The organism is Anaerobutyricum hallii (assembly GCF_900209925.1).
GTDB classification, from domain to species: Bacteria; Bacillota; Clostridia; order Lachnospirales; family Lachnospiraceae; genus Anaerobutyricum; species Anaerobutyricum soehngenii.
This window is the reverse complement of sequence record NZ_LT907978.1, coordinates 2,059,204-2,082,124: the sequence shown is the minus strand read 5'-3', so window position 1 is coordinate 2,082,124 and position 22,921 is coordinate 2,059,204. Positions and strand designations below refer to the sequence as shown.

Genomic DNA, 22,921 nt, shown 5'->3' with positions numbered 1-22,921 from the left:
GTCATGCCTTACATGACACACACCTCGCAGTAAGAATGCCTTGGTATTCTTGAACAAAGTATTTATGAAAAAGAATAAAAGTATCGAAAGCAAAAGAAAGGTAGAAAAGAATGACAAAAGAACAGTTTATGATGGAATTAGAACAGTCTCTGCAAGGAGAGGTATCTGCGTATGAATTGTCCGATTCTTTAACATATTACAGGCAGTATTTTGAGGACGAGATCCGTAATGGAAAAAGTGAGGAAGATGTGATCCGGGAGTTAGGAAGTCCACGTCTTATCGCACGTTCAATTATTGATGCTCATGGGAATGAGGGGGCCGCTTCTGGTAATTCAGGTTATGAAGACAGCGATTACAGGGAAGGCTCATACAGTAATTATGGAAGTTCGTATGATTCTGAAAGAGGCGATATTGAAAGCAGCAGACAGCGGGGAAGCGGAACGCTGCAGAATGCTGGAAGAATGATCATGACAATCATTATATCAGCACTTATATTTTTTGTTGTATTATTTTTACTTCGGGCATTGTTACCGGTCGCAGTTGTAATTATTGCAATCGTGTTCATTGTTCGTTTGATTCGTGGATAGAGTAAGAGCATATAAAAAGGAGGCAAGTATGATACGGGAAGAATTATTAGAGAAAGTATCCGGGAAGAGAGAAGAGTTCATTTCCTGGTATCATGAATTCCATCAGATACCGGAATTGGGTTTTGAGGAAGAAAAAACAACAGAATTAATCTGTGAGAAGCTTACTGCGATGGGAATTCATCCACTTCGTTTGGATCCAACAGGAGTAACCGCATATATTGGACCACATGATGCCTATACAGTAGCACTTAGAGCGGATATTGATGGTCTGAGAGTTTCAGAAGATACGGATCTGCCATTTCAGTCAAAACATCCGGGAAAGATGCATGCCTGTGGACACGATGGACATATTGCAGGGCTTTTAGGGGCAGCCTCCATATTAAAAGAGATGGAATCAGAACTTACAGTACGTGTCAAGCTGATTTTTCAGCCATCTGAAGAGAATACAAAAGGTGCAAAACATATTATTTCACAGGGAATCTTAGAAGATGTGGATGAGATATTTGGCCTGCATCTGTTTTCCGATATAAAGGCCGGGGAGATTTCGGTAGAACCGGGAGCAAGAATGGCACAGACAGACCGTTTTTCTATTACTTTTATCGGTAAAGGCGGCCATGCGGCAAAACCGCATCAATGTGTGGATGCTACGGTTATGGCAGCGGATTTTGTGATGAATATACAGACAATTGTAGCAAGAGAATTAGACCCGATCGAAGGAGCAGTTGTCACAGTCGGTTCCTTAAAATCAGGAACACAGTATAATATCATTTCAGGAAAAGCCGTATTAGAAGGAACTTGTCGAAGTTATTCTGAAATAGTAGCACAGCATCTGCAGGATGCCATCCGAAGAAGAGCGGAAGCAGTCGCTGACAGCTACGGTGGGAATGTAAAGATTGCTTATGAGCAGGGTTCCCATCCACCGGTACTTAACGACGAAGCACTTTCCCGTCGGATCGCAGACGAAGCGGAACAGCTATTAGAGAATAGAAAGCTGGTCCATATCGCACCATTGATGCTTGGAGAAGACTTCTCCTGGTACCAGAAGGAAGTTCCGGGCGTATTTGCCTTCGCAGGCTGTGGCACACCGGGAAGAAAGTGTTATCCGAATCATCATCCGAAGTTTGAGATCGAAGAATCTGCACTTGCTGATGGAGTGCTGCTTCATTTGGCGGCGGTAGTTTCGGCGATGCATCGGGAGAAGGAAGAGTAGAGTATATAATTTTGGGATTGGATTTTCCAGTTTGTTAGTATAGAATAAAGGATGTAATTTATAAAAAGTGTATTTATAAATGGAAGTCATGCCTTATAAGTATGTGAGTAGAAATTATTTGGTTGAATATTGTTCTAGAGAAAGTTTCTTGCAGAAAAATGCAAGGAACTTTTTTATTGGAATTATAATTAATATTCAACTAAATAAAGAAAAAATTGAAATAAAAAAATAAGTGTGCTATCATGAATGTACAAAAATAAATACAATATTGCTTTTGAAAGGGTATTATATGGAGAAAAAGTATATTGCGCATATTAATGAAGAATTAAAAACAGAACAAACAGTAAAGGAACATAGTGAAAATGTTGCGATGTTAGCGGAAGAATATGCTGTTGAAATATTTAAGAAGATAGCATATGTAACAGGGTTATTACACGACTGTGGGAAGTATCAGGAATCTTTTCAAAAAAGAATATCAGGAAGTGATATAAGGGTAGAACATTCAACTTGTGGAGTAATTATTGTAAAAGATATGTCGGAGAATAAATCCAGATATCCATTAGGGATTTTGTCAAGAATGATGGAATATTGTATAGCCGGGCATCATTCAGGAATACCAGATGGTGGAACTAGAAATGATTATGGGACAGATTCGACATTAGCTGGAAGATTAAAAAGAAAATTTGAAGATTTTTCTACATATAAAGAAGAATTGGAAATACCGGAACTAGATGAGAAGGATTTTCTACAATTTCTGTTATCAGATTGTGACAATAGTGAAGAGAAAGTACTAGATAAGATTGCATTTTTGACAAGATATTTATTTTCATGTCTTGTAGATGCAGACTCAGAAGATACAGCGAATTTTTGTAGAGTTGATGAAAGACCAAGAGAATTAAAAGGGGATTTTGGGGCAGCGTTAGATAATGTAAATCAAAAATTAGAAAGTTTTCAGGTTGAAACAGAGCTTCAAACAGCCAGAGCATTGTTACAAAGCCAGGCATTTGAGAATGCAAAAAAAACTGCGGAAATTTATCTGTTGAATATGCCAACGGGAAGTGGAAAAACCTTGGCGAGTGTTAAGATTGCGTTAGAACGAGTGATTTCACAAAAGAAAAAAAGAATCATTTATGTAATACCTTATAATAGTATCATTGATCAGACTGCAGAAGTTTTTAATGAGCTGTTTCAAAATAATTTAGAGATATTAAGGCATCAATCTACATTTGATTATGAAAATATAGATGAAATGGATGAAGATTATAAAAAAGCGGCTAAGGTAGCAGTAGAAAACTGGGGAAATACGAAGTTTATTATTACTACAACGGTACAATTTTTTGAGTCAATTTATTCAAACAAGCGTGGAAAGTTACGTAAGATACATAATATGGCTGATAGTATTTTAATATTTGATGAAGCACATATGATGCCAGAAGAATATTTACAGCCATGTCTACAGGCAGTTGCATATATTACCAAATATTTACAAAGCGAATCGATTTTTCTAACAGCAACAATGCCGGATTATTTAAGCTTGATAAGAAAATATGCAGTGACAGACAGTAAAATTGTAAACTTAATAGAAGATAAGTCATTATTTAAAAAGTTTCAAAAATGTAATTATAATTATTTAGGAGAGATAGGAGAAGATGAACTGCTTGCAAAGAGTTCATTAAGCCCATCCTCATTAATCATCGTGAATACAAGAAAAGCAGCAAGGAAACTATATAAGAAGATTTCGGGGAAAAAGTATCATTTATCTACATATATGACAGCGTTAGACAGGGCAATCGTATTAAAGAATATCAGAAAAGAGTTAAAGTGCTTGGAAAAAGAATTCACAGATTTTAAAAATGTACCGGAAGAGAGAAGGATTACTATTGTTTCTACATCGTTAATAGAAGCTGGTGTAGATTTGGATGTGTACACAGTTTTTAGGGAATTAAAAGGACTGGATAATATTTTACAGGCAGGAGGACGATGCAACAGAGAGGGAAAAAGGAAAAGGGCAGATGTGTTTGTGTTTGAATTGCTTGATTCAAAAAAGAAAGCGATATCAGTAGAAATGGATATAACAAGAGATTTATTAAAAAAATATGAAGATATTTCTGATTCTGCTTGTATAAAAGAGTATTATGAAAGAATTTTTTCGCTTAAGGAAGATAGTATATCTCAAAATACGATGCATTGTATGTGTGATGATTTTAGGTATATTCCATTTAAAGAATATGCAAAGAATTTTGAATTGATTGATAGTAGAACAGTTTCTCTAGTAATTCCAAGAGATGAGAAAAGTAGACAAATGGTAGCAGATTTAGAGTGTAAGCAAACAGTGAATGAGAGGAACTTACAGAATTATACCTGCTCTTTATATAAAAATGAGTTGGACGATTTAATAAAACAAAATGTGGTAGATGACTTTGGGACAGGCATTTATTGTCTTACTAATTTGGATTATTATGACGAAGAAATAGGTCTTTTATTTGAAGCAAGAGATTATCTTTTATAATGAAAGTGAGGGGAGAATAATGAGTTATGGATTTAAAGTATTAGTAGAGGGGGATTATGCCTGTTTTACCAGGCCGGAGCTTAAGGTTGAAAGGGTAAGCTATGATGTACCTACTCCGGGAGCGTTGGAAGGAATGCTAAAAAGCGTGTATTGGAAGCCTGCTGTTCGATATGTAATTGATAAGATTATTGTATTCCATCCAATTGATTTTATTAATATACGAAGAAATGAAGTAAAAGAAAAAGTGAAATTTAAAGCAGTTAAAAATCAAATGAAAGGGAAAGCGGAAAGTCCATGTATCTATACCTCGAAAATCAGGAGTCAGAGAGCCTCTATGGTATTAAAAAATGTGAAATATGGGATAGAGTTTCATTTTGAATTGACAGGTCTGAAAAATGAAGAGGAGCAGGATGCGGAAAAAAAGCACTATAATATTATTAAACGACGTTTAGAAAAGGGACAATGTTTTAGAACACCGTGTTTAGGATGCAGTGAATTTCCGATAAAGAGTATTTCATTACTGGAGAAATTTAATGAGAATATGATCAGTGAAGAAATTATTGCAATGGGAGATGTTGATTTGGGGTTTATGAGTTATAAAGTACAATTTGAAGATGGTGGAAAGCCGATTAATGGAGACTGGGATAATCCCAAATTTTCAGATAAAGCATCGACACTCTACTATCGCCCGCATATGGTAAATGGAGTTATTGATGTAGAAAAATACAGGGAGGGACTTAAATGCTAATTCAGGCACTATGTAATTATTATGATATTTTATCGGCAGAAGGAAAAGTTCTTCCAGAAGGATATTCTAAAGTAAAGATTCATTACCTGATTTCTTTGACGGAGGAAGGAACGATAGATAATATAATAAATGTGCAGAGAGAAATTGCGGAATCTAAAAAAGAAAAAGTGGTCAAGAAATTAGTTCCGAAAGAAGTAAAAATGCCAGAAAGGACAGAAAAATCTGGAATTGAAGCAAATATTTTAGAACATAGACCTTTGTACATTTTTGGATTAAATAGAGATAAAAAAACAGGTGAATTATCTACGGAAGATAGGACAGGAAAGGCAAAAAAATCTCATAAGGCATTTGTAGAGAAAAATTTAGAATTTATCGAAGATTTAAAGTCTCCTATAACAGATGCTTATCGACAATTCCTATTAAATTGGAATCCAGAAGATGAATTGGAAAATAAATTTCTTTTAGGGTTGGGAAAAGATTATGAGACCTCTGGATTTTCTTTTACTTTATCAGGAAAATCAGATACGACATTATTATACGAGGATATTGAGTTAAAGAAAAAATGGGATGCTGTATATAAAACTGATAGAGAAATGGAAAACGAAAAAATATTTGCACAGTGTGCCATTACAGGAGAAGAAGAACCGATAGCAAGAATACATGGAAAAATAAAGGGAGTATATGGTGGCCTGGCAACAGGAAGTGTGTTGATTGGATTTAATAATAATTCAGAAAGCTCTTATGGGAATGAACAATCCTATAATAGCAATATTTCAGAAAAAGTTATGAAAAAATATACAGAGGCTTTGAATGTTTTATTAAGTAGTAGCAAGCACAAAATATTGTTAGATGGCATGACAATTGTTTTCTGGGCTATGGATAAAGGGGAAGAATACGAAGATTTATTCCTAAAGATGCTTTCTCAAACAACAGATAAAATAAAAGCAAAAGAACTTTCCAATATACTTCAAAAACTTATGAGAGATGGACAAAAAGGAAAAGTGTTAAAAGAACATTTTTTAGAATTGGATAAAATAGATGAAAATGTAGATTTTTACATATTGGGATTGAAACCAAATTCTTCAAGGCTGTCTGTGAAATTTATTTTCAGAAAAAAATATGCAGATATATTATGGAACATTTCAAAATTTCAGCAGGAATTAAAAATAGTAGGTGGACTTGATATTGTATCGATTCATCGTATTTATTTTGAATTGACTTCTCCGGAGTATAGAATGAAAGATGATAAAAATAATAAAATAAATCCAGCATTGTCGGCAAAAATATTTGAGTCTATTATTTATGACACACCTTATCCAAATGCTTTATTAGAGACAGTAGTTCGAAGAGTTAGAGTGGATAGTGGAAGTGAAAAGTTAAATGGTGTAAGAGCAGGAATGATAAAAGCATATATTAACAGAAATTATAAAAAGGAGGAATTAAAAATGGCATTGGATAAAGAAAATAAGGGGCAGGCATATTTGTCTGGAAGACTTTTTGCCGTCTTAGAAAAGTTGCAGCAGGAGGCATATCAGAATGCCCTTAATCGAACAATTAAGGATTCTTATTTTTCATCAGCATCTATGAATCCTCAAATGGTTTTTCCTAAATTGCTTCGTTTAGGACAGGCACACTTGAAGAAAGTTTCATATCCTGTTTTTTATAATAAATTAATAGGTGAGATTATAGATTCATTGAATGGAGGTTTTCCTAAACTGCTTTCATTAAAAGAACAGGGAGAATTTATAGTGGGATATTATCAGCAATATCAGAGCTTTTTTGAAAAAAATGAAAAGAATGCAAGTAAAGAAGAGGAGGAAAAATAATATGGCACTGAATAATAGATATGATTTTGTTATGATTTTTGATGTGGAGAATGGAAATCCTAATGGGGATCCAGATGCTGGAAATGCTCCTAGAATGGATGTAGAGTCGGGGTTGGGATATGTGACAGATGTATGCCTGAAGCGTAAGATAAGAAATTATGTGGAACTTGTAAAGGAGGGAGTTCCGGGATATAACATACTGATAAAACCAGACAAGCCATTAAACGAAAAATTTGCGGAAGCATATAGAACTGAAAATTTAGAAACTGGGAAAAAAGGAAAAAATGTAGATGATGTAAAAAAAGCAAGAGAATATATTTGCAAAAATTATTTTGATGTAAGAGCTTTTGGAGCGGTAATGTCAACGGGAGATGACCCTTGCGGAATAGTAAGAGGACCAGTGCAGATTAATTTTGCCAGAAGTATTTCTCCAATAAATGCATTAGATATTACTATTACCCGTCAGGCAAAAACATCTGAAGTGCGTAATCAAAAAAGTGGTGATACGGAGATGGGAAGAAAAAGTATTATTCCATATGCATTATACAGGGCAGAGGGTTATGTGTCAGCCGCTCTTGCTAATAAATCAACAGGATTGACAGAAGAGGATGTAGAGCTTTTATGGACATCAATTATAAATATGTTTGAAAATGATCATAGTGCTGCAAGAGGAAAAATGTGCATGAGAAAGTTGTATGTTTTTAAACATGATAATGTTCTGGGAAGTTGTCCATCTCATATTTTATTTGATAAGATAACAATTCAGGAAAAAGAGGGAAGGATTCCTCGGTCATTAGAAGATTATGTTATTCAGGTTGATAACAATATGCCGCAGGGAGTGGAGATGATAGAAAAATTATGAGTAGTGTAGAAATTGCAATTCGCTCTATCCAACATTATTTATACTGCCCACATCGATGGGGACTTTTGGAAATTGATAAAGCATGGGAAGAAAATATCTTTGTCACAAAAGCAAATTTGATGCATAAAAGAGTGCATGATCCAAAGAAAAATTATATTTCTAGAGGGAAAAAAGTTTTTACATCAGTTCCGATATATAATGATTTGGAACCCTATAATTTATATGGAATGACCGATTGTATGGAGTTGCACGAAAATAAAAACGGGATATCTATTAATGGAAGTAAGGAGAAGTATCAGATAGTTATTGTCGAATATAAACCGACAAAACCAAAAAATCAAGAATATCGGGAAGATGACTTAATGCAGGTATTTGCACAAAAGTTATGTATAGATTTTGTATTTGGAAGTGATTGTAAAGGGGTTATTTATTATGGAGACGTGAAGAAAAGGGTTGCCTTACCTTTACAAGAACATTTTCAACAGTACGATGATTTTTTGAGAAAAACTTTAGAAGAAATGAGAGATTATTTAAAAAGAGGCGAAATTCCTCCTATTAGAAAAAATCAAAAGTGTAGTGGATGTTCAATGAAGGATTTATGTATGCCATCAATGAAAAAGATTAATGACGTTCGAAACGAGATAGAAAAAATTGAAAGGGCATCAATATGAGAAAACTTTTAAATACAGTTTATATATTGCAAGAACAGGCATATTTGACATTAGACGGAGAAAATCTGGTATGTAAAATAGATGGAGAAACAAAACTTCGTATTCCATTCGAAAATGTAGAAAATATAGTTTGTTTCAATTATCTGGGTTGCTCTCCAGCATTAATGGGAAAGTGTGTTAGTAAAACAATACCTATTAACTTTATTTCACCGCAGGGGAAATTTTTGGCAAAAGTATGTGGTGAAACAAAAGGAAATGTTTTTCTGAGAGTACAGCAGATAGACAAGTTTAGAGCTGAAGGTTTATTATTAACACAAAATACTATGGCAGCAAAATTTAGTAATTGCAGACAGTTAATACGTAGAACATTACATGATAATGCGGAGTTAAGAGAAGATGAAGATATACAGAAAGTATTAGAAGTTTTGAAGGAGGGGGTTGATAAAGTTTACGAGGCAGAGTCCATCGAAGAAATAGTGGGAATTGAAGGATTTTGTGCAAAGAATTATTTTTCCATATTTAACAAACTTATTACAAATAAAAAGGTTGATTTTGAATTTCAATTAAGAATAAAACATCCGCCACTAGATCCAGTGAATGCATTATTATCATTTGTTTATACGTTAGCGACAAATGAGGTGGCCGCAGCATTAGAGACAGTTGGATTAGATAGCTATATAGGATATTGTCATACATTAAGAAGTGGGCGAAGTTCATTAGCTTGTGATTTAGTAGAGGAAATAAGATGTATTGTGGAGAGATTTGTAATTACTCTCTTGAATTTGAAAATAGTGGGAGAGAAAGATTTTGAACAAAAAATTTCTGGAGCTGTTTGGTTGAATGAAGAAGGGAGAAAAAAGGTTCTTTCTAAATGGCAGGAGAAAAAACGTTCTACAATGACACATCCATATTTGAAACAGAAAATTCCTCGTGGTTTGTTGCCATATGTACAAAGTAATTTGTTGGCGAAGTATGTACGGGGAGAAATAAGTACATATCCTTCATTTTTGCTTAAGTAATATATTAAAAATGAGGAAGTGAATAATAATGATGGTTTTGATAAGCTATGATGTAAGTACGACATCGCCGGCGGGGAAAAAACGGTTACGAAAAGTTGCAAAAGAATGTCAGAATCATGCCCAGAGAGTTCAAAATTCTGTTTTTGAGGCAGATTTAGATTATTCTTCATTTTTAAAATTAAAAGAAAAACTCATGGATTTAATAGATAAGGAAGAGGATAGTCTTCGATTTTATTATTTGGGGAATAATTGGGAGAGAAGAGTAGAACATGTAGGTGCAAAGAAGACATATAATCCAGAAGGTGTTATAATCATTTAATTTTTAAATGAAACAGGCGAACTACCGGTGATTAAAAAAATCTGGGAGGTTCGCTTGAAAAAAATCCGTTTTAACGGTAAAATTAATATAATTCTAAATGAATTATAAGTCCATCTCGTGATATATGGGGATGTTGAGACTGTAGTATACTATATATAGCGGTCACATCCCACACGGGATGTGTGAGTAGAAATAACGCCATGCGGTTATAGCCTTTGTAATAACGTGGTCACATCCCACACGGGATGTGTGAGTAGAAATCGCTTGTGCTTACAGTGGCCGTTGGTACTTCCGGTCACATCCCACACGGGATGTGTGAGTAGAAATCGCTATTGTTGTAGGTTTCTGGTAGCCACCTGTCTTTGTCACATCCCACACGGGATGTGTGAGTAGAAATTTACTCCAGAATACAGCGAGCCGTCCGTAATGTTGTCACATCCCACACGGGATGTGTGAGTAGAAATTAAATGCCCCTTTAAATCCGTTTACAGCATTTTGTCACATCCCACACGGGATGTGTGAGTAGAAATTGATATATTTCTCGCCTTCCCGCGGCACAAGTTCGTCACATCCCACACGGGATGTGTGAGTAGAAATTAAGGGAATTTACCCCAAACTTGCCATCAATTTGTCACATCCCACACGGGATGTGTGAGTAGAAATTTTCTCTGCCACTCTGGCAGACATAGAGGTATCGTCACATCCCACACGGGATGTGTGAGTAGAAATTAGAATTTGTTGCTCTGCTGTACGAATAGCCGCCAGTCACATCCCACACGGGATGTGTGAGTAGAAATTACTTAGCCTTGCCTGCACTTTATCCTCGATGTCGTCACATCCCACACGGGATGTGTGAGTAGAAATCTGCCTGTTCTAATGCCCTTGCAAGTGCCATGGGTCACATCCCACACGGGATGTGTGAGTAGAAATTTATTAACTCGTCTACTACCGCCGGAGGTAGGCAGCCGTCACATCCCACACGGGATGTGTGAGTAGAAATTTCCCTGAATCTTTGTAGTCCCAGTCCCGAGGAAGTCACATCCCACACGGGATGTGTGAGTAGAAATAATGATCGCACCATCGCAACCGTACTTCTTTACTGTCACATCCCACACGGGATGTGTGAGTAGAAATATCTACATGGCTTACAACATCAATATCCGCCATGTCACATCCCACACGGGATGTGTGAGTAGAAATCTTTTAATTCATCTGCAATAATTGCTGTGTATTCGTCACATCCCACACGGGATGTGTGAGTAGAAATAAAATATACCAGCTGTACAGCTTTCATTCTGTCGTCACATCCCACACGGGATGTGTGAGTAGAAATGTGTGCTCTCTTTTACGCGGGTGAGAGCACTTTTGTCACATCCCACACGGGATGTGTGAGTAGAAATTCACATGACAGAGACATTGAGATTCCGATTGACCCGTCACATCCCACACGGGATGTGTGAGTAGAAATCTGTGAAATGTTTACATTTTCAATGTTGAAATCGTCACATCCCACACGGGATGTGTGAGTAGAAATAAATAGTATTTATAAAAATATTAATCCTAACGAAGTCACATCCCACACGGGATGTGTGAGTAGAAATTGTTACTGTTATATTGTGTCTCAGCCGTTCTTGGTCACATCCCACACGGGATGTGTGAGTAGAAATAACTGAAACATTGAACGCAATTAAAGAAATGATAACGTCACATCCCACACGGGATGTGTGAGTAGAAATCTCATTGCTCTAAGTATGTTGAATCGGGGGATACAGTCACATCCCACACGGGATGTGTGAGTAGAAATTTATTTCCAGTTGTGTTTGTTCGTTCGGGTCTATGTCACATCCCACACGGGATGTGTGAGTAGAAATAAAAATGAACACGAATCTTTAGAAAAAGCTAAAGAGTCACATCCCACACGGGATGTGTGAGTAGAAATATGTAATGTTATCAGAAAAATTCCCAATGAGTAGAGTCACATCCCACACGGGATGTGTGAGTAGAAATGTAGTGTCAACGGTTGGCGAAAAGTTAAAATGAGTCACATCCCACACGGGATGTGTGAGTAGAAATTCTTATAATCCATGTAACCCCTCCTTAATATTTGTCACATCCCACACGGGATGTGTGAGTAGAAATCTTGTCAAGAGACTGGTCTATAATCTGTTTCATGTCACATCCCACACGGGATGTGTGAGTAGAAATTACGAAATTACCGCCATTTAATGTTGATAATCCCGTCACATCCCACACGGGATGTGTGAGTAGAAATGAAGATGGACAGATCACTTACACCTGCAGCAGATGTGTCACATCCCACACGGGATGTGTGAGTAGAAATGACCTTAGTAATTTTGATACTTCAAATGTAACTAAGTCACATCCCACATGGGATGTGTGAATAGAAATGAAATAAAGGTATTGAAAAGGTAAACATTATTTGTTCGGTGGAGGGCTGATTCTCCATTTGACAATTATCTGGAAGAATTGTCAAGGTGTGCAGTAGAAGTATATCGTGTGTTACATTTTTTGAAAAAATAAAAAAAGTCTTGACATATTTCAAAGCTTATAGTATAATAAATTTCGTTGATGACGTGGGATCTTAGCTCAGCTGGGAGAGCATCTGCCTTACAAGCAGAGGGTCACAGGTTCAAGTCCTGTAGGTCCCACTTATTTTTATCAATATTTATGGCGGGATAGCTCAGTTGGCTAGAGCACGCGGTTCATACCCGCGGTGTCGCTGGTTCAAATCCAGTTCCCGCTATTTTTTATTGCATTTAAGCCGGACATATGTGGTTTGATGCATGGTTTTGGTCAGTGGAAGCTGATAGATACTTATAATTTAATAGACGAACGGACAAGGTCATTATGCAAAGCTGCCTCGTATTTTACACAGTTAATGTGTTGATACATTGATTCTTTACTCAAAGGGCGCAGTTACTGTATAATGGCTTTTTTATGCTGTTCATGTAAATTTTTGTGAAGAAAAACTTTTCTCCCGCTATCGGATGTGGTAAACTGAAAAAGGAAAAATAAAAAGTAGAATAAGAATTCGCATAGTGCGGAGTTTGGAGGACCTATGAGAATTGGAAATGGTTATGACGTACATCGTCTTGTAGAAAATAGAAAGTTGATTCTTGGTGGTGTGGAGATTCCTTATGAAAAAGGACTGCTTGGACATTCGGATGCGGATGTATTGTTGCATGCCGTAATGGATGCACTTCTTGGAGCAGCGGCTCTTGGAGATATTGGAAAGCATTTTCCAGATAATGATCCGGCATACGAGGGAGCAGACAGTATGAAACTTCTTGAAGAGGTTGGAAAGCTGTTACAGGAGAAAGCATATTTTATTGAAAATATTGATGCGACAGTGATTGCGCAAAGACCAAAGCTTGCATCGTATATTCCACAGATGAAGAAAAATATTGCGAATGTACTTGGAATTCAGGAAGGCCAGGTTAATGTGAAGGCTACAACGGAAGAAGGTCTTGGATTTACTGGAGAAGGTCTTGGTATTGCGGCATCTTCTGTGTGTCTTCTTTCGGAAATTCAGAATTATGTTGGGGCAGATGTTCTCATGGAAGACAGAAACTGTGCCGGCTGTGGAGGCTGCGCCAGATTTGGGGGAACGAGAGAATGATTGTCTGGGATGACGGAACAAAAAAGCAGAGAATTTATGAAATGTGGCAGGACAATTTTCATGATCCGGTCTCATACGCAGATTTTTATTTTAAGGAAGTATATGGAAAGAATGAAGTCTTAATAAATCAGGAAGAAGATGTTGCAAAGGGTATGTTACATTTGAATCCTTATCTGCTTCATGTAAATGAACAGCCGGTTAGGGCAAAGTATATTGTTGGGGTAGCGACCGATAAGGAATACAGAAGGCAAGGCGTGATGAAGGAGCTTTTAATAGAAAGCTTTCAGACACTTCGCAGCAGGGGAGAATGCTTTACGTATCTGATGCCGGCAGATGAGAATTATTACCTGCCGTTTGATTTCCGATTTGGAATGACACAGATAGAACAGGAAGTAGAGTATCTGCCGGATCTGTATATACTAGAAGAAAGAGAAGCGGAGAAGTATACATTTAAAGCAGAGATTTCTGGAGGAGAACTTGAGAAGATTACAGCACAGGAAAATGCGGTTAAAGATACGGTATTTGATATTTATACAGACATTTCTCCAGACTATATCCGAAGAATGGAAAAGGAAGTGGAAAGTGATTTTGGGCAGGTTCTTTATGTTTTTGAAGGAGAAAAGTATATTGGAAGAACTGCGGTAGGCGCAGAAGACAGCTATTTTGTCTTGTCCCAGGTCTTTTGTGCAGACGATGCGAAAAGAGAAAGCTTTTTAGAACAGACCATGCTGTATTGTGAAAAGAAGTATCACTATAATCGTTATCAGCTTATTCTTGATGCATCATGGAAGGATGCCACAGATAAAATCGGATTACAGGGATGTTTCCGGTATATGCCTGCTAAACAGGTAAAGAAGATTATGTTCCGTTTGTTAGATTTAGAGAAGCTCAGTGCATTTTTAAAGTGTAAAGTGTCAGGGACACAGGGATACAGTACATTGGAAGAGAAGACAGCCGGTGATGAAGAAGCTATTTGTGAAGCAGATATTTATATAGAAGACAACTATCTGGAAGAACAGAGTGGGGTATATCATTTTCTGCTGAAAAATGGAAAAGTTTTAATTCAAAAGACAGGGGATACAAAAGAAGACTGTAAAGAAAGTATTTCTGTTGCAGCATTTACAGAATATCTTTTTGGTGCGGAAGAAGAATGCGTAGATGATTGTACTACGTTATCAAGAGAGACAAAGAATTTGTTAAAAGATATTTGTCCACTTTCAAAAAACTGTATCATGGAGATTGTTTAAAAGTTTTTTGGCATATGATTAGAGTTTTGTTTCTGTTATCAGGTATTTTCTTTGATTTCTTTATTGACAAAAGTGAGGAAATTGAATAGACTAAAAAGTACGTAAATAAAGACGGCGGAAGGCTTCGTCTCAGGGAGGCGGAGCTTTTTCATTGATAAAGGAGGATGACTATGAAACTGTATAATACACTTACCAAACAAAAGGAAGAATTTGTTCCGGTACACGAAGGAAAGGTTGGTATGTATGTTTGTGGACCTACCGTATATAATTATATCCACATCGGTAATGCAAGACCAATGATCGTGTTTGATACAGTAAGAAGATATTTTGAATATAAAGGATATGATGTAAATTACGTTTCTAACTTTACAGATGTAGATGATAAGATTATCAAGAAGGCGAATGAAGAGGGCGTACCGGCTTCAGAGATTTCAGAGCGTTTTATCGCAGAATGTAAGAAGGACATGGAAGGGCTTAATATTGAGCCTGCAACACACAATCCAAAGGCAACTGAGGAAATTGACGGAATGATTGCCATGATCTCTACATTGATTGAAAAAGGCTATGCTTATGAGAAGAATGGTACAGTATATTTCCGTACCCGTAAGTTTAAGAATTATGGTCAGCTTTCTAAGAAGAATCTTGATGATATGAGAGCAGGAATCCGTATCGCGGTAAGTGATGAAAAAGAAGATGCGATGGATTTCGTATTATGGAAGCCAAAGAAGGAAGGCGAACCAGCATGGGTATCTCCTTGGGGAGAAGGCCGTCCGGGCTGGCATATCGAATGTTCCGAGATGTCTAAGAAGTATATCGGGGACACGATTGATATTCACGCAGGTGGAGAGGATCTGGTATTCCCTCATCATGAGAATGAGATTGCACAGAGTGAGGCCTGCAATGATGAAAAGTTTGCAAATTACTGGATGCATAACGCATTTTTAAATATTGACAATAAAAAGATGTCTAAATCAGCAGGGAACTTCTTTACGGTAAGAGAAATCAGCGAGAAGTATCCTTTACAGGTAATTCGTTTCTTTATGCTCAGTGCCCACTACAGAAGTCCGTTAAACTTCAGCGATACTTTAGTGGAAGCTTCTAAGAACGGTCTTGAGCGAATTCTTACTGCTGTTGATCATTTAAGAGAGGTTCTTTTAGCAGCTCCGGAAGGTGAGCTTACAGCAGAGGATCAGAAGCATATGGAAGAAGTAACTTCATTAAAAGAGAAATATGAAGCGGCTATGGAAGATGACTTCAATACAGCGGATGCTATTGCTGCAATCTTTGAGCTTGTAAAACTTGCTAATATTACAGCGGAGAGCGGAAGTAAGGTATATGTACAGCATCTTTTTGATACGATTGTACAGTTGTGCGATATCCTTGGTATTATCACAGAGAAAAAAGAAGAACTTCTTGATGATGATATCGAAGCATTGATCGAAGAAAGACAGGCGGCAAGAAAGGCAAAGAACTTTGCACGTGCAGATGAAATTCGTGATATGTTAGCAGATAAGGGAATCATTCTTGAAGATACAAGAGCAGGTGTCAAATGGAAACGTGCTTAAAAGGAATCGCAGAACATTTTCCTTTGACGGAAAAAGAGCTTCGGGGATACTCTTCCCTGGGGCTTGCCTATATTGGAGATTGTATCTTTGAGTTGTTTGTCCGTACAATGGTTGTGACAAAGGGGAATGATAAGGCGAATCACTATCATCAAAAGACGATTGGTTACGTTAATGCAGCAGCACAGACAGAGATGATGGAAATAATAAAACCTCTGCTTACCGATGAAGAAAAAGCAGTTTTTCGTCGTGGAAAGAATGCAAAGTCTTTATCTCCGGCTAAAAATCAGTCCAGTCACGATTATCATATCGCAACAGGTTTTGAAGCATTAATGGGGTATTTATATCTTTCCGGCCAGATGGAGCGGTTAGAAGAATTAATCCGTATCTGTCTGTCCGAAAAAGCAAATAGAAATGAGGAATAACATGGCATACGAAGAATGTACTGTCGTTGGGCGTAATGCAGTTTTAGAAGCATATCGTTCCGGTAAAACGATTGATAAATTATTTATTTTAGATGGCTGTCAGGACGGACCGGTCAGGTCAATCCTTCGTGAGGCCAGAAAAAGGGACACATTAATTAAGTTTGTCTCTAAAGAGAAGTTAGACTCTTTATCTTCTCACGAAAAGCATCAGGGTGTTGTTGCGATTGCAGCCGCTTATGAATATGCAACGGTAGAAGATTTATTCAAAAAAGCAGAGGAAAAGGGTGAAGCGCCATTCTTTATTCTTTGCGATGAGATTGAAGATCCACATAACTTAGGAGCAATCATTCGTACCGCAAATCTTGCGGGCGCACATGGTGTTATTATTCCAAAAAGACGTGCGGTAGGACTTACCGGTACAGTAGCTAAAGTATCTGCCGGCGCACTGAATTATACGCCAGTAGCTCGTGTGACAAATCTTTCAAGAACAATTGATGAACTGAAAGACAAAGGTATGTGGTTTGTCTGTGGTGACATGGGAGGAGAACTCATGTATGATCTGAACCTTACCGGTTCAATCGGTCTTATCATTGGAAATGAAGGCAATGGTGTAAGCCGCCTTGTAAAAGAGAAGTGCGATTATGTTGCTTCTATCCCAATGAAGGGAGATATAGATTCTCTGAATGCTTCCGTAGCAACAGGAGTACTCGCATTTGAAATCGTAAGACAGAGAATGGGGAAATAGTTCTGAGTAGTTCTGGTTTAATTCGGTGACAGACAGACGCCCTCGAAGAAAAAAGATACCCTATATTTGTGGCTTTAGTTGCAGCGGTTTGAACGCTCGCTTTATGTGCTTGCATCCAAACCTTGCTCCAAGGCTACAAATATAGGGTATCTTTTTTTTTGAGGGCTGGCTGTGGATGGGAGGATAAATGAAATATGTTACGAATGGTAACCTCGCTGTAGGAAATCCTATGGTGAGGTTTTCTATATATCAATTTTTTTTTGAATATGGTATACTTTTACCATAAATCATCGTAAGTATTTAGAATTATTGCGTAAAATATGGCGGAAACCGCAAGGGTCTAAATAATTACAAATCATCAAACAGATGATTGGAAAAATGATTAGAGAAATGAAAAAAGAGCGGAGGATAAAAAATGGCTGAGTTAGAAAACAGCAAAGATTTGATTAGTGTATTATGGAGTGGAGCGGATATTCTTCGTTCAAAGATGGATGCAAATGAATATAAAAATTATTTGTTGGGAATTGTTTTTTATAAATATTTATCGGATTCTTTTCTGATTAAAGTATACGATATGATCTGTGATGGCAAACCGGGAACTTTAAAAGAAGCTTTGGAAGCTTATGAAGAAGTATTACAGAGTGAAGATGGGGAAGAATTAAAGGAAGAAATGAAACAGGAATGCCATTATGTGATGGAGCCAGAACTTACTTATACTTATCTGGCAGAAGCAGCCAGAAATAATGCTTTTCATCGGGAACAGTTACAAAAAGGATTCAACAATATTGAACAGAGTGATTCCATATTTGTAGATTTATTTGCTGATATTGATTTATACTCGAATCGCCTTGGTATGGGCGATCAGAAACAGAGTGATACAGTTGCCAATCTGATTAAAGAAATTGATAAGGCAGATTTGTTAGATTCTGATGCAGAAATATTGGGAAATGCATATGAGACATTAATTGGATGGTTCGCATCCGAAACAGGTAAAAAAGCTGGAGAATTCTATACACCACAGGCAGTATCTAAAATTTTAACAAAAATTGCAATTGATGGACAGGAAGAAAAGAAGGGATTGTCTGTATATGATCCATGTATGGGGTCTGGTTCCCTTCTTTTAAATGCGAAAACATATTCTAAAGAACCAGAATATATCAGATATTATGGGCAGGAATTAAATACTTCAACTTACAATCTGGCGAGAATGAATATGTTTCTACATGAAGTAGATGTGGAAAGTCAGAAGCTTCGAAATGGTGATACCTTAGATGGAGACTGGCCTACAGGAGAAGAAACAGACTTTAATATGGTACTTATGAATCCACCATACTCCGCAAAATGGAGCGCAGCAGCCGGATTTTTACAGGATGAAAGATTCAGCGATTATGGTGTGCTGGCACCAAAATCAAAAGCAGACTATGCATTTTTACTTCATGGACTCTACCATTTAAAAAATAATGGAACAATGGCAATCGTTCTCCCTCATGGAGTGCTGTTCAGAGGAGCGGCAGAAGGAAAAATCAGAGAAAAATTATTGCGTTCCGGTAATATCTATGCAGTAATTGGTCTTCCGGCAAACCTTTTTTACAATACCTCTATTCCAACTTGTATTATCGTATTGAAAAAACACAGAGATGGCAGAGACGTGCTGTTTATTGACGCATCTAAAAAGTTCAATAAAGGCAAAAAACAGAACGAAATGACAGACGAGCATATTGAAGCTGTGATGGATTTATATAGTAAGAGAGAAACAGTAGAAAAAGAATCCTTCCTTGCAAGCTTTGAAGATATCGAAAAGAACGACTTTAACCTTAACATTCCTCGCTATGTAGATACTTTTGAAAAAGAACCAGAAATTGATTTGAATGAAGTATTAAAAGAAATGGAACAGACGAACAAAGAAATCGAACAGGCAGAAGGAGAGTTTTTATCTCTTTTAAAAGAGCTGACATCATCAGATGAGAAGATAATGGCATCGTTAAATGACTTGATTAAGAAGATGGAGAGGTGAGAAAATGGGAAAGCCGAAGATAAGATTTAAGGGGTATACGGAAGATTGGGAACAGCGTAAGTTCGGAGAAATAGTAAAAAAATATGAAGATTCGATAGAAACTCCAACGGAAGGCTATACAAGACTTGGAATTAGAAGTCATGCTAAAGGAACATTTCATAGTTTTGTTGAAAAAGGTAAAGAACTTGAGACAGCTAAGATGTTCCGAGTAGCAGCCGATAAATTCATTGTGAACATCACATTTGGATGGGAACATGCAGTAGCAATTACTGATGAAAATGATGCTGGAAAGCTTGTTTCTCATAGGTTTCCACAATATAGCTTCAATGCAGGGATGGTTCCGAAATTTTTTAGATATCTGATTCTTGATGAAAACTTTAAACATCATTTGGAATTATCCTCACCAGGAGGAGCCGGAAGAAACAGGGTTTTGAAATTAAGCGATATGCTTGAATACAAAATGAATTTTCCATCTGAAGCAGAGCAGAAAAAAATTGCTACGTATTTTGATAACATAGACAACCTCATCACTCTTCACCAGCGCAAGTGTGATGAGACCAAAAAGTTAAAAAAATGTATGCTTCAGAAGATGTTTCCGAAGGAGGGAGAAAAAGTTCCGGAAATTAGATTTTCTGGTTTTACTGGCGATTGGAAACAGCGTAAGTTAGGAGAAATAGTCAATCGAATTACTAGAAAAAATTCAAAGTTAATATCAGAATTACCATTAACAATTTCTGCGCAACAGGGACTTATAGATCAGAATGAATTTTTTGATAAAAGAGTTGCTAGTAAAGATGTCAGCGGATATTACTTGATAAAGAATGGGGAATTTGCCTATAACAAAAGTACATCGAATGATGCACCTTGGGGAGCAATTAAAAGGCTGGATCGTTATGAAAATGGTGTATTATCAACATTGTATATAGTATTTGAAATAAAAGATGAAACTCTTGTTAATTCAGATTTTTTGGTTGCTTATTATAGTACAAATCTTTGGCATAAGGGGATTCATGAGATAGCAGCAGAGGGAGCAAGAAATCATGGACTTTTGAATATTGCACCAACGGATTTCTTTAAAACAAAGTTGAAGTTACCTGCTGATATAGAAGAACAGAAAGAAATCGGAGAATATTTTAAAAAAATTGATTTGCTCATCACTTTTCATCAACAAAAGTGTGATGAATTAAAAAATATAAAGAAATTTATGCTACAAAATATGTTTGTGTCAGAAAAATAAGCAAAATATATAAAAAGAAATCAAAACATAAAAAAACTGTTAAAAGAAATCTTTATTGGAAAATAAAGGACACTTACGCTGAGTTGAACGATAGTTTTTTGAATTATAGTGCAATTTTGAGGGATATTGCTTGCAGATGTCAGGAGGGAAAATGGACAGTAGGAAGATAGAATTATATCATGGAAGCGGACAAATAGTTGAATTCCCTGAAATTAGAAAAACAAGATATACAAAAGATTTTTCATGGGGATTTTATTGTACGAATAGTTATGAACAGGCATATCGCTGGGCGGACCGTAAACATGCTCAGGGAGTAGTTAATATATACTCCTATATAGAAGATCCACGATTAAATATTAAAAAATTTGATAAGATGAGTGATGAATGGTTAAATTTTATTGCAGAATGTCGTGCTGGAAAGATACATGAATATGATATTGTAGAAGGTCCGATGGCAGACGATACTATCTGGAATTTTGTAAATGATTATTTGGCTAATAATATTAGCAAATCAGTTTTTTGGGAATATGCAAAATTTAAACATCCAACCCATCAAATCAGCTTTCACAGTATCCGAGCATTGGGATGTTTACGGTATGAAAGGAGTGAAATAGTCAATGATGAGGAAGTGGAATAACGATGATTTGTTTTATGTATGTTCAATGATTGAGTTTGTAGCACGAGAGACCCATAATAAAACGAAAGACATCGTAGCTAAATTATCAGATAAAGAGTTATCTCATCAGTTAAAGGCGGCAGGAGTAAACCATTGTCTCTCATTTGAGCAGGTGTGTGATGAATGGATTGAGGAATATGGAATAGAAGAAGGCACATTTGATAATGTTTCAACCTGTAAATATAATGTTCCAACCGTACTTTCTATAGGACGGGTGTATCAAACATTGATATTAAATGTTATGGAATTATATGAGGATGTGATTGAGGCAATAAAAAAAGTATATAGTTCATTTATTAGTGAAGAAATTTCAAATTTTAATTCAAATGTCTACTATAGTAATCCAGATTATATAAAATGCTCTTATGAGGCAGGAATGTTGTTGGATTAGAGACATTTTTTATCGTAGTTTTGAGGCATCACTTTTTCTTATCGTAAGTCTTGAGATTTGGATAAAATATGGATATACGTTTGGAAACAGCGTAAGTTAGAAAGTTTATTGGATAATTTACAAAATAATACATTGTCAAGAGCTGACTTATCTTATGAAAAGGGGAAAATAAAAAATATTCATTATGGTGATATCCTCATTAAATTTGGAGAGATATTAAATATTAAAAAAGAACAGTTACCAAATATAGTGAATGAAGATGTTGTAAAAAAATATAAAACTTCTATTTTACAAAATGGAGACATTGTTTTTGTTGACACAGCAGAAGATGAAACAGTAGGGAAATGTAGCGAAATAGCTGGATTGACAGATGAAATAGTATTATCTGGATTGCATACAATTCCTTGTAGACCGAAACTGAAATTTGCTGATGGATATTTAGGGTATTATTTAAACTCTGAAATTTTTCATCAACAATTATTACCCTTTATGCAAGGAATTAAAGTGACATCCATTTCTAAAGCAGCAATGAAAAAAATGAATATTATTTATCCTAAATCTGTTGAAGAACAGGCTAAGATTGGAGGCTATTTTTATAATTTAGATAATCTCATCACTTTTCATCATCGTAAGTTAAATATTCTTAATAAAATATATAGATACGCTTGGGAACAGCGTAAGTTGGGGGAACTTGGGACAGTCCAGACATGCAAACGAATTTTTAAAGAACAAACATCTGAACAGGGGGACATTCCTTTTTTTAAGAATGGAACTATTGGATTAGAACCTGATTCATATATCTCGAGAGAAGTGTATGAAGAATTTCGTAGATTATATCCTTATCCAGAAGTAGGAGATACCCTGATTTCAGTAGTTGGAAGCATTGGAAGAACTGCTGAATATACAGGGAAAGATGAGTATTTTCAGGATTCAAATGTTGTATGGCTTAAGACAGATGGAAGCATTAATAAAAAGTTTCTCAAGATATCTTATCAAGTAATAAAGTGGTTGATAGAAGGGTCTACAGTCAAGCATTTATATAATGATAATATATTGCGAAGTGAGATTGTTATGCCGGTTTCGCAGATTGAACAAGCAAAAATAGCAGAGTTTTTTGAAGAGCTTGCTCAACTCATCACTCTTCACCAGCAGAAGTGTAAACAATTACAAATTATAAGAAAATTCATGCTAAAAAATATGTTTTTATGACAGATGGATAAAATATAGGCTAAA

19 protein-coding genes, 2 tRNA genes and 1 CRISPR repeat array are annotated in these 22,921 nt (G+C 36.3%); all 21 genes read left to right on the top strand.

Annotated features, from left to right (window positions below):
• Nucleotides 1-110: 110 nt before the first annotated feature.
• The 21 genes from EHLA_RS09500 to EHLA_RS09400 all read left to right on the top strand — a co-directional run bounded on the left by EHLA_RS09500 (nt 111) and on the right by EHLA_RS09400 (nt 22,897).
• On the top strand, nt 111-587 hold the full coding sequence (locus tag EHLA_RS09500) for a DUF1700 domain-containing protein (protein WP_096240545.1): 477 nt from the start codon (nt 111-113) through the stop codon (nt 585-587).
• 28 nt (nt 588-615) lie between these two features.
• Nucleotides 616-1,797, top strand: a complete 1,182-nt coding sequence (locus tag EHLA_RS09495) for a M20 metallopeptidase family protein (RefSeq protein WP_096240543.1) — start codon at nt 616-618, stop codon at nt 1,795-1,797.
• Between the two features lie 289 nt (nt 1,798-2,086).
• Entirely contained in the window at nt 2,087-4,306 is a 2,220-nt protein-coding gene (locus tag EHLA_RS09490) for a CRISPR-associated helicase/endonuclease Cas3 (protein WP_096240541.1), read from the top strand.
• A gap of 19 nt (nt 4,307-4,325) precedes the next feature.
• Entirely contained in the window at nt 4,326-5,054 is a 729-nt protein-coding gene (cas5c, locus tag EHLA_RS09485; RefSeq protein ID WP_096240539.1) for a type I-C CRISPR-associated protein Cas5c, read from the top strand.
• Complete coding sequence (gene cas8c, locus EHLA_RS09480) at nt 5,048-6,880, top strand: type I-C CRISPR-associated protein Cas8c/Csd1 (protein WP_096240537.1); 1,833 nt, start codon at nt 5,048-5,050, stop codon at nt 6,878-6,880. Before cas5c ends, cas8c begins: the two co-directional genes overlap by 7 nt.
• 1 nt (nt 6,881) lies before the next feature.
• Nucleotides 6,882-7,742, top strand: a complete 861-nt coding sequence (gene cas7c / locus EHLA_RS09475) for a type I-C CRISPR-associated protein Cas7/Csd2 (RefSeq protein ID WP_096240535.1) — start codon at nt 6,882-6,884, stop codon at nt 7,740-7,742.
• Entirely contained in the window at nt 7,739-8,413 is a 675-nt protein-coding gene (gene cas4, locus EHLA_RS09470) for a CRISPR-associated protein Cas4 (protein ID WP_096240533.1), read from the top strand. Before cas7c ends, cas4 begins: the two co-directional genes overlap by 4 nt.
• Nucleotides 8,410-9,432 carry a type I-C CRISPR-associated endonuclease Cas1c gene (cas1c, locus tag EHLA_RS09465; protein ID WP_096240531.1) on the top strand — a complete coding sequence of 341 codons (1,023 nt, stop codon included), beginning with the start codon at nt 8,410-8,412 and terminating at the stop codon, nt 9,430-9,432. The genes cas4 and cas1c overlap by 4 nt, the downstream gene beginning before the upstream one ends.
• A 28-nt stretch (nt 9,433-9,460) precedes the next feature.
• Complete coding sequence (cas2, locus tag EHLA_RS09460; RefSeq protein WP_096240529.1) at nt 9,461-9,751, top strand: CRISPR-associated endonuclease Cas2; 291 nt, start codon at nt 9,461-9,463, stop codon at nt 9,749-9,751.
• A gap of 161 nt (nt 9,752-9,912) precedes the next feature.
• Nucleotides 9,913-12,160: a CRISPR direct-repeat array (repeat unit 33 nt; unit sequence GTCACATCCCACACGGGATGTGTGAGTAGAAAT).
• A 187-nt stretch (nt 12,161-12,347) separates the two neighbouring features.
• Nucleotides 12,348-12,420 (top strand) — tRNA-Val (locus EHLA_RS09455).
• A gap of 21 nt (nt 12,421-12,441) precedes the next feature.
• Nucleotides 12,442-12,515 (top strand) — tRNA-Met (locus EHLA_RS09450).
• Nucleotides 12,516-12,830: 315 nt separating this feature from the next.
• Nucleotides 12,831-13,391: a 2-C-methyl-D-erythritol 2,4-cyclodiphosphate synthase gene (ispF, locus tag EHLA_RS09445; RefSeq protein ID WP_021906382.1), complete on the top strand. Its 561-nt coding sequence runs from the start codon at nt 12,831-12,833 to the stop codon at nt 13,389-13,391.
• Nucleotides 13,388-14,638, top strand: coding sequence for a GNAT family N-acetyltransferase (locus tag EHLA_RS09440; protein ID WP_096240527.1), 1,251 nt, complete (start codon nt 13,388-13,390; stop codon nt 14,636-14,638). The genes ispF and EHLA_RS09440 overlap by 4 nt, the downstream gene beginning before the upstream one ends.
• A 170-nt stretch (nt 14,639-14,808) precedes the next feature.
• Entirely contained in the window at nt 14,809-16,203 is a 1,395-nt protein-coding gene (cysS, locus tag EHLA_RS09435; RefSeq protein ID WP_096240525.1) for a cysteine--tRNA ligase, read from the top strand.
• Entirely contained in the window at nt 16,188-16,625 is a 438-nt protein-coding gene (locus tag EHLA_RS09430) for a Mini-ribonuclease 3 (protein ID WP_021906385.1), read from the top strand. The genes cysS and EHLA_RS09430 overlap by 16 nt, the downstream gene beginning before the upstream one ends.
• 1 nt (nt 16,626) lies before the next feature.
• Nucleotides 16,627-17,370, top strand: a complete 744-nt coding sequence (gene rlmB, locus EHLA_RS09425; RefSeq protein ID WP_096240523.1) for a 23S rRNA (guanosine(2251)-2'-O)-methyltransferase RlmB — start codon at nt 16,627-16,629, stop codon at nt 17,368-17,370.
• Nucleotides 17,371-17,785: 415 nt separating this feature from the next.
• Nucleotides 17,786-19,384, top strand: a complete 1,599-nt coding sequence (locus tag EHLA_RS09420; RefSeq protein ID WP_096240521.1) for a type I restriction-modification system subunit M — start codon at nt 17,786-17,788, stop codon at nt 19,382-19,384.
• Between the two features lie 4 nt (nt 19,385-19,388).
• Nucleotides 19,389-20,621: a restriction endonuclease subunit S gene (locus EHLA_RS09415; RefSeq protein ID WP_096240519.1), complete on the top strand. Its 1,233-nt coding sequence runs from the start codon at nt 19,389-19,391 to the stop codon at nt 20,619-20,621.
• Between the two features lie 151 nt (nt 20,622-20,772).
• Entirely contained in the window at nt 20,773-21,258 is a 486-nt protein-coding gene (locus EHLA_RS09410) for a DUF3990 domain-containing protein (RefSeq protein WP_096240517.1), read from the top strand.
• The gene (locus tag EHLA_RS09405) at nt 21,239-21,688 is read left to right on the top strand and encodes a hypothetical protein (protein WP_096240515.1); all 450 of its coding nucleotides are present in this window, start codon (nt 21,239-21,241) and stop codon (nt 21,686-21,688) included. The genes EHLA_RS09410 and EHLA_RS09405 overlap by 20 nt, the downstream gene beginning before the upstream one ends.
• 57 nt (nt 21,689-21,745) lie before the next feature.
• Complete coding sequence (locus tag EHLA_RS09400) at nt 21,746-22,897, top strand: restriction endonuclease subunit S (RefSeq protein ID WP_096240513.1); 1,152 nt, start codon at nt 21,746-21,748, stop codon at nt 22,895-22,897.
• The last annotated feature ends 24 nt before the right edge of the window (nt 22,898-22,921 follow it).